The sequence below is a fragment of the Vibrio sp. 10N.261.52.A1 genome, from assembly GCF_002876325.1.
Classification (GTDB): domain Bacteria; phylum Pseudomonadota; class Gammaproteobacteria; order Enterobacterales; family Vibrionaceae; genus Vibrio; species Vibrio chagasii.
The window spans coordinates 1-8,207 of the sequence record NZ_MCYD01000633.1 but is presented as its reverse complement, the minus strand read 5'-3'; the positions used below and the strand labels follow the sequence as shown (position 1 = coordinate 8,207).

Here is an 8,207-nt window from a genome sequence, read left to right as displayed (position 1 = left end):
AAAGAGTTAAAGAGTTAATTTGAACAGGCGCTGCGTAAAGATCCAGTAAAAGGTTTTAGTTGATGTAATCAAGGTGGTGCGAGTTAGTTTGATTCAACGTGTAGTCAAACCCATAAAAATGGTTAAGCGAATGAATTAAGTGGTTCTGTACGTGAAATCTGCCACGGATAAGGCTCGTAAAGCTCTCAGTTTCACATATGATAACTACGTATTATGTATATTATGTTAAATTGGATTTGGTAATCATAAGGCAGAGCTCAACATCTGATGCCCTGCCTTCGTTTCTAGCCATCATATACTGTGTATTTAACCATAATGGCTATTTACCATAAAATACCTAATAAACATATTTCCTAATCTTCGATTAAGAATACGTTTATTAGATCTCAAGCATTAATCTATCTATAGCTTCTGTTATTTCTTTTGTTCTTACCGGTTTGGTCACGAAATCATTCATACCGACATCTAAACATGAGCATTTATCTTCAACCGATGTGTGTGCCGTTAGCGCGACGATTGGTGTTTGTATGTTTGCTTCTCTCATGTATTTGGTTGTGGTTAAACCGTCCATTACCGGCATCGATACATCCATTAGGATAATATCTATCGAGTCGTTGTTGTCTTCGACAAATCCTATCGCTTCTTCGCCATTACTTGCGATGAAAACTTCGTGGCCTTGCCTCGTTAGAATTAACTTAATCACCATTTGGTTTGTTGGGTTGTCTTCAACAACCAGCACTGAATATCGGCTTCTTAGTTCTCTTGAACAGACATCATCTTCTATTTGATTGCAATTGTTAGTCACTCTGGTGAGCACTGGCAATTGGACTTCGAACTTAGAACCTTTCCCAGGCTCACTTTCCACTGATATACGTCCACGCATCAATTCGACCAATCTCTTGGTGATTGCCAAACCTAAGCCTGTGCCACCAAACCTTCGTGTGATTGTACTATCTGCTTGCACAAACGGGCTGAACAATGACGATAGCTGTTGCGAACTAATTCCAATGCCGGTGTCTTCGACTGCTATGTAGAATGAGCTCTGTTGGTATTTTATGGATACATGAACGTGCCCATGTTCCGTAAATTTGATGGCATTGCCTATTAAGTTAAACAAGATCTGTGCTAAACGGCTCGGGTCTATATAGTGAAGTTCACCCTCAGGGATATCACTAGAAATCGTGAGCGTTAGACCTTTATCGTCTGCCGCTTTCTTTTGTTCAGACAAAACAAAAGTTACAGTGTCTCTTACATTGCTCCATTGTGGCGCTAATGAGAAGCACCCGGATTCTATTTTGGAAAAGTCCAATACATCACTGATGATCGCTAGCAAAAGCTCAGACGATGTACTCATATTTAGCAGTATAGACTGTTGTTCTGGCGTTAGTTGAGTCGATTTTAACGTGTCGATTAGCCCAATGATGGCGTTCAGTGGCGTTCTTAACTCGTGGCTCATCATGGCCAGGAATTCTGACTTGGCTTTGTTGGCTCTTTCTGCGTCTTTCCTTGCAGTGACAAGCTCCGCGGTTCGCTCTCTCACTGTGGCTTCGAGTTTCTCTTTGTTCTCTATGTCGAAAACAGCGCGCTCAATAAGCGGGCGAAAACGGTTTAGAGTTGCTTTAGTTTCGATACTAAAATGTTTGGTATTCGAGTGAATAAAAATAATGACCGATTGCGTTAGCCCGCTATCTATACCGGTAATCAACACCGAGTTTATTTGGTCAAGAATAATGGGATGCAAAGAGTTGAATTCACCCAGAGACTTGGGTTCAAAAAGGATAGCGCATTCCCCATTAATGACTCGAGACAGCTTGCCACAATCTGTCCAGTGCATCTGCTCAAAGACTTTATTATTTGTCAGTAGAGTCTTGAAATTACCTTCGTTCCCTACTCTTGAGACTACGATAAAGTCGTCAAATTTGATGTACTTTTTTAACACAAACTCAAGGCTAGAAAATATCTCTGATATGTTACTTGCTTTACTGATCGCAGAGATAGTCGATAGGATCACCCTATTCTCTTCAGCCAGTTTTCTCTCACGGGCTTTTAGTTTTTGTAGTTCAATACGTGCTTCTTGCAGCGCTTCTTGACCTTCAGAGCCCATTATTTTTTTAACCTATAAAACGTTGCTGATGACACCATTAAGTTACCGTGTGCGTTCTCTCCACCAGAAAGTCTTCCTTGCTCACCAAAAGTGAATGGGCATATGTAAGGAAGCCCATTAAGTGCTTGATTTATTTGTTCACAAACCTCATCCATGTCTTGTTTAAGGTTTAACATTGGACCAGCACAAAAGATGTTGATAGCACCTAATTTCTCTTCCAGATCCATGTCATTGTAGTAAGACGAATGAATGATGTTGGCGGCGCGGCTAATTAACTGCTGCTTAGAACCTTGCATTAAGTATATGGTGTCGCCTTCGTTGATGTCGGTAAATAACTCGATTCCGTCGCACTCTGTTTCTCGGATAGAGTGTGAAAGCTTGAAATACGGATAGTTGTAAGACGAACCGACTTTTCTTCCCAAAGGATAAACAGACGATTTTTCAAAGATATAGCCGTCGTCGCTGCCCCCTAAGTGGAAATTGGTCCACTCGTTGTAAACCGTAGCAGCTGGCCTATGGTCTATCTCCAGTAAGATTCTGTTTCGTACTTTAGTCACGGTACCTGAGTAACGCGTGGGCGTGTGACCTGCACTGAATGATGAATAGATGGATTGAGAGGCGAAAAAGACCGTTAAAGAGATCCCGTTAATAGAAAGCGACTCTTCGGTAAAGATACTCCAGTTACCAGATACCTGATTATCGGCAGCACTGCCACCAATGATAGGAACTTCAGTCCCGAATTTAGTATCGATCGCTGCCATTACTTTCTCCTCGTTACCAGGAGTAGAATGAAGCAAGATTAAATCTGGGATCTCACCTTCTCTATTTGCGTTTCTAAGCGCTGTATCTATAGCGTCGAAGGTGCTTTGCTCGATGGATTGGCTGAAGTGTTTAATACCCGTTCCGTAGGCATTAATACCTGAATCATAGATGATGAGTACACCGATCACAGGCCCTGAATGAAAGCCCGTTTCCGTCATTATTCCATGACAGGTAGTACAGCCGTGTATGGGAGTGTTGGGAAGCGCATCTACGAAATATCTCTGCACAGCGAGCGTGGAGTACTCTTCTGTGCAGTAACAAATGAGGCAAGCGATATTCTCAGGGTTTTCTACCCCTTGGAGCAGTTCATCTACTGCGATTTTATCGTCGAGGGAATAAGAGACTTTTGATAGAAATTTCATAGATTTCTGGAAACTTTATTAATGTCTTCTTTATAACACTTTAATGCACAAGGTTTCACTGGTTTAGTCAACATTTCTATCAAAGAGCGAGGTGTTGCTCAGTTTTCCATTTTATTCTTTGGATAGGCTTACTGTATACGTAATGACCTGTTGTGGAAATGTAACCGTTATTGAGGCGCTCTTATCATCGGTTTGTAAAAGCCAAGATGAAGACCCTTTCGATTCTAAAACTCCGCTTCCTTCATAGCTAATGATAAATTTGCCAGTTTTAGATGTTTCGATCGAATACCCCTGGCTATCGTCCGAAATTAAAACATTATTATTATCAATACCAAATTCACAAGGTTTTGAAACGATACAGGTTATTGTCTCGTTATTATCGTATGTCACTGTTCTCCAAGTAAATGCAGCTATTAAAACAACCAACATGACGATAATTTGAACAAGCCTGCCTTTTGTTAGCTTTTGTGCCGCCATTATAATCTTTACTCCTTGTTACAAAGTTCAAAGTTTTTAAATAAAAATCCAATTCCAGACCAAGCGTAAGGTTACTACTCTGTCATTGATTTGTTAATTCAAGTATAGTGTCGCGTTGAAAATGCCACTTTTTTTTAAAATCAGCAAGTGGAAATAAGGTCCTGAATAGGCTGAATTTCCTTTTCTAATTTGGGTGGCATTACGACGTGAGTCGTGTTGGAAGTAAAGTGTAGTAAATAAGAAATTGGAAGCATGCAAATGAGCCAAGAAAAGCAGCTTGAACAAAACTACAACTATACGGTCGTCCGTCAATTTACCCTGGTTACAATTTTGTGGGGTATTGTCGGTATGGGCGTTGGTGTTTTGATTGCCGCTCAATTAGTTTGGCCACAGCTAAACTTTGATACGCCGTGGTTGACGTACAGTCGTTTACGTCCCCTGCATACTAATGCGGTTATTTTTGCGTTCGGTACAAGTGCGCTGTTTGCAACATCATATTATGTTGTGCAACGTACCTGTCAGACGCGTCTCTTTGGTGGCCCTCTCGTAGCCTTTACCTTTTGGGGTTGGCAAGCGATTATCCTGTCCGCTGCAATTACTTTACCGTTAGGTTTGACCTCTGGTAAAGAATACGCAGAACTAGAATGGCCAATCGATATTGCTATTACTCTTGTGTGGGTAGCTTATGCAATCGTGTTCTTCGGAACCATGATTAAACGTAAGACATCACACATTTACGTAGCAAACTGGTTCTTCGGAGCCTTCATCATCACGGTTGCCGTGTTGCACATCGTTAACAGCCTAGCTGTTCCTGTATCTGCGTTTAAGTCGTACTCGATTTACTCAGGTGCAATTGATGCAATGGTGCAATGGTGGTACGGACACAATGCGGTAGGCTTCCTATTGACAGCTGGTTTCCTAGGTATGATGTACTACTTCGTTCCTAAACAAGCTGGTCGCCCTGTTTATTCTTACCGTTTGTCGATCGTTCACTTCTGGGCACTTGTGTCTCTGTATATCTGGGCTGGTCCTCACCACCTACACTACACTGCACTTCCAGACTGGACTCAGTCTCTAGGTATGGTTATGTCTTTGGTTCTGTTTGCTCCTTCTTGGGGTGGCATGATCAACGGTATCATGACTCTGTCTGGTGCGTGGCATAAGCTTCGCTACGACCCTATCCTACGTTTCCTAATCGTTTCTCTATCATTCTACGGCATGTCGACTTTCGAAGGCCCAATGATGGCAATCAAAACGGTTAACGCACTATCTCACTACACGGACTGGACTATCGGTCACGTTCACTCTGGTGCGTTAGGTTGGGTTGCAATGGTTTCTATTGGTTCGGTTTACCACTTAGTTCCTAAGCTATTTGGTCAAGAGCGCATGTACTCTGTATCTCTAATCAATGTTCACTTCTGGTTAGCAACGATTGGTACGGTTTTCTACATTGTTGCAATGTGGATCTCTGGTGTGATGCAAGGTCTGATGTGGCGTGCAGTTAACTCTGACGGTACATTAACTTACAGCTTCGTTGAATCTGTAGAAGCGTCTTACCCGTTCTACTTTGTACGTTTCCTAGGTGGTTTCATCTTCCTATCTGGTATGTTCTTAATGGCATACAACACGTACAAAACTGTTTCTGCACCTAAAGATAGCCTTAAAGCTATCCCTCAACCGGCTTAAGGAGATTTAGAATGAGCTCAAATTCAAATAATCGCCATGAGTTGGTAGAGAAGAACGTTGGCTTACTAGCGATCTTGATCGTTATTGCTATCAGTTTTGGTGCTTTAGTAGAGATTACCCCTCTTATCTTCCAAAAGCAGACAACTGAACCTGTAGAAAACCTACGTGTTTACTCTGCTTTGGAAATGGAAGGTCGTGATATCTACATTCGTGAAGGTTGTAACGTATGTCACAGCCAAATGATCCGTCCTTTCCGTTCTGAGACTGAACGTTACGGCCACTACTCTGTAGCTGGCGAAAGCGTTTGGGAACACCCATTCCTATGGGGCTCAAAGCGTACTGGTCCTGATCTAGCACGTGTTGGTGATCGTTACTCAGATGAGTGGCACCGTGTTCACCTTATCGACCCTCGTGAACTTGTTCCTGAATCAAACATGCCTGGTTTCCCATGGCTTGCTGAGAATGTACTTGATGGCAAATTGACTCAACAGAAGCTTGAACTCTTCCGTAATCAATTTGGTGTTCCTTACACAGACGAACAAATTGCTAACGCTAAACAAGATGTTGAAGGAAAAACAGAGATGGATGCAATCATCGCTTACCTTCAATCGCTTGGCCACGCAATGAAATAAGGAATAATTATGGACATTATTACATTTCAAAGTGTTTGGACTGTGACTGTTTTTGCTTGCTTCATCGGCATCGTTTGGTGGGCATATGGCAAGAACCGTAAATCACGTTTCGACGAAGACGCGAACCTAGTGTTTGCTGACGACGAGCCAGCAACAAGTTCTAAAAATGAAGGAGTGACAAAGTAATGAGTACATTCTGGAGTATCTGGGTTAGTGCGATTACGATTGGTACCCTAATTGGTTGTGCTGTCTTACTTCGTTGGTGTTTTAAAGACAAAACAGGCGTAGAAGAAGGTCAAGATATGGGCCATGAATACGATGGTATTCGTGAGCTTAACAACCCACTACCAAAATGGTGGACATACCTTTTCATCAGTACGATTGTTTTTGCAGCGGTTTACCTTGCTCTATACCCTGGTCTAGGTAACTTTAAAGGCCTTTTAGGTTGGACAAGCTCAGACCAAACGGTACGCAGCGTTGAAGAGTCTCGCTCTGCAATTGCTGCTGCGCAAGCAAACAAACAGTTAGATGCGTACGCGAAAGAGCTTGATGATGCAGACACCTACTTCGGTGAAGCATTCAGAAAGCTAGCTCACGACGAAAACGGCTTACGTTCAATCCCTGACATTGCATCAGACGCTGACGCAATCAAAGTGGGTCAACGTTTATTCTTGCAAAACTGTTCGCAGTGTCACGGCTCTGATGCACGTGGTCAGAAAGGTTTCCCTAACCTAACTGATGACGCATGGCTATATGGCGGTGAACCTGAGGCTATCGTTACAACAATTATGCACGGTCGTGTTGGCCAAATGCCAGGTTGGAAAGACGCGCTTGGCGAAGAAGGCGTAAAAGAAGTAGTTAGCTACACTCTTAGCCTTTCTGGTCGTAGCGTAAACGCACGTGAAGCAGAAGCTGGTAAAGCTCGTTTCGTAGTGTGTGCAGCGTGTCACGGTACTGATGGTAAGGGTAACCCTGCTGTTGGCGCTCCTGACCTAACTGACCGCGATTGGTTGTTTGGCGATTCTCGTGCAGACGTAACTGAAACAGTTATGTACGGACGTTCTGGCGTAATGCCTGCTTGGAAAGACATTCTAGGCGAAGACAAAGTACAACTGGTTTCATCTTACGTGTGGAGCCTAAGCAACTCAGATAATAAGTAACATTTCAATAACAGCCTCTTTCTAAGAGGCTGTCTTTCCTTTATTTTATAACCTCTTCTTTTTATTCTTTTTTGAGATCTTTTTTATGGTAAAGCCTTGGTATAAACAGTTTTGGCCGTGGTTCTTAATCGCGTTGCCAGCGACAGTAGTTATTTGGACCATTATGACGGTTATTGTGTTTACACAGAACTCTGTAGACCTAGTGACTGAGGATTACTATAAAAAAGGAAAAGGCATTAATGTCGACATTTCAAAAGTAAACATCGCCAAGGAGCTAGGACTATCAGCTTCACTTAATGAGAAAGGTAACTCTGTTATCATCACATTAGACAAAGGCAAACTTGATCACTTCCCTGCTATCAGCGCAATGTTCGTTCACAGAACGCTACCAGACCGCGATTTTACTCAGCTACTAACCGCTGATGCGAGAGGCAACTACACACTGACTCTGGACCATCACTTAGAAGGTCCGTGGTTCATCGAGCTGACTCCACATGACGAAGAATGGCTAGTGCAAGGTCGCATGAACTTCCCGATTGAAACTCCTACTCAACTAACGAACTAAAGCTTATGTGTGAATCCTGTTATCACTGCGGTGAAGATGTACCAGCGGAAACGGATTTTGAAGTCGAGATCTTAGGATCGCCTCGTAAGATGTGTTGTCCGGGCTGCGAGACCGTAGCTCAGACAATCGTTGATAGTGGTTTGGTTTCTTATTACCAATACCGTACCGCTCCTGCTGAGAAAGCGGATCTGGTGCCAGAGCAACTTCTGGCACTCAGTCATTATGATAATGAAGATGTTCAATTGGAGTTTGTAAGAAACTCTGAGAACGTCTCTGAGGTGACATTGTCACTTGAAGGTGTCTCATGTGCAGCTTGTGCATGGCTAATCGAGAAACAAGTCTCTTCAAAAAAAGGTGTGGGCAGTATTCGTGTGAATACCACCACCAACCGCGCCCTAC

General features: G+C 42.8%; 9 protein-coding genes. 6 read left to right on the top strand and 3 right to left on the bottom strand.

The window, feature by feature from the left end:
- Window positions 1–379 precede the first annotated feature (379 nt).
- The 3 genes from BCT81_RS11680 to BCT81_RS11670 all read right to left on the bottom strand — a co-directional run bounded on the left by BCT81_RS11680 (window position 380) and on the right by BCT81_RS11670 (window position 3,765).
- Complete coding sequence (locus BCT81_RS11680) at window positions 380–2,104, bottom strand: ATP-binding protein (protein WP_102424432.1); 1,725 nt, start codon at window positions 2,102–2,104, stop codon at window positions 380–382.
- Entirely contained in the window at window positions 2,104–3,288 is a 1,185-nt protein-coding gene (locus tag BCT81_RS11675) for an FIST N-terminal domain-containing protein (RefSeq protein WP_061033420.1), read from the bottom strand. Before BCT81_RS11675 ends, BCT81_RS11680 begins: the two co-directional genes overlap by 1 nt.
- Window positions 3,289–3,399: 111 nt before the next feature.
- Entirely contained in the window at window positions 3,400–3,765 is a 366-nt protein-coding gene (locus BCT81_RS11670; RefSeq protein ID WP_102424430.1) for a hypothetical protein, read from the bottom strand.
- A 252-nt stretch (window positions 3,766–4,017) separates the two neighbouring features.
- Between BCT81_RS11670 and ccoN the strand changes: the two genes are divergently transcribed.
- From ccoN to BCT81_RS11640, 6 genes are all read left to right on the top strand, one after another.
- On the top strand, window positions 4,018–5,451 hold the full coding sequence (gene ccoN, locus BCT81_RS11665) for a cytochrome-c oxidase, cbb3-type subunit I (RefSeq protein ID WP_102424429.1): 1,434 nt from the start codon (window positions 4,018–4,020) through the stop codon (window positions 5,449–5,451).
- Between the two features lie 11 nt (window positions 5,452–5,462).
- Window positions 5,463–6,083 (top strand): cytochrome-c oxidase, cbb3-type subunit II, encoded by a 621-nt coding sequence (gene ccoO / locus BCT81_RS11660; RefSeq protein WP_004742292.1) that lies wholly within the window; start codon window positions 5,463–5,465, stop codon window positions 6,081–6,083.
- A gap of 9 nt (window positions 6,084–6,092) precedes the next feature.
- Complete coding sequence (locus tag BCT81_RS11655; protein ID WP_004742291.1) at window positions 6,093–6,269, top strand: CcoQ/FixQ family Cbb3-type cytochrome c oxidase assembly chaperone; 177 nt, start codon at window positions 6,093–6,095, stop codon at window positions 6,267–6,269.
- On the top strand, window positions 6,269–7,243 hold the full coding sequence (gene ccoP, locus BCT81_RS11650) for a cytochrome-c oxidase, cbb3-type subunit III (protein ID WP_061033419.1): 975 nt from the start codon (window positions 6,269–6,271) through the stop codon (window positions 7,241–7,243). The genes BCT81_RS11655 and ccoP overlap by 1 nt, the downstream gene beginning before the upstream one ends.
- Before the next feature lie 85 nt (window positions 7,244–7,328).
- Window positions 7,329–7,808: a FixH family protein gene (locus tag BCT81_RS11645; RefSeq protein ID WP_102424427.1), complete on the top strand. Its 480-nt coding sequence runs from the start codon at window positions 7,329–7,331 to the stop codon at window positions 7,806–7,808.
- Window positions 7,809–7,813: 5 nt separating this feature from the next.
- The coding region (locus BCT81_RS11640) for a heavy metal translocating P-type ATPase metal-binding domain-containing protein (RefSeq protein ID WP_198596883.1) at window positions 7,814–8,207 on the top strand (394 nt) is incomplete at its 3' end.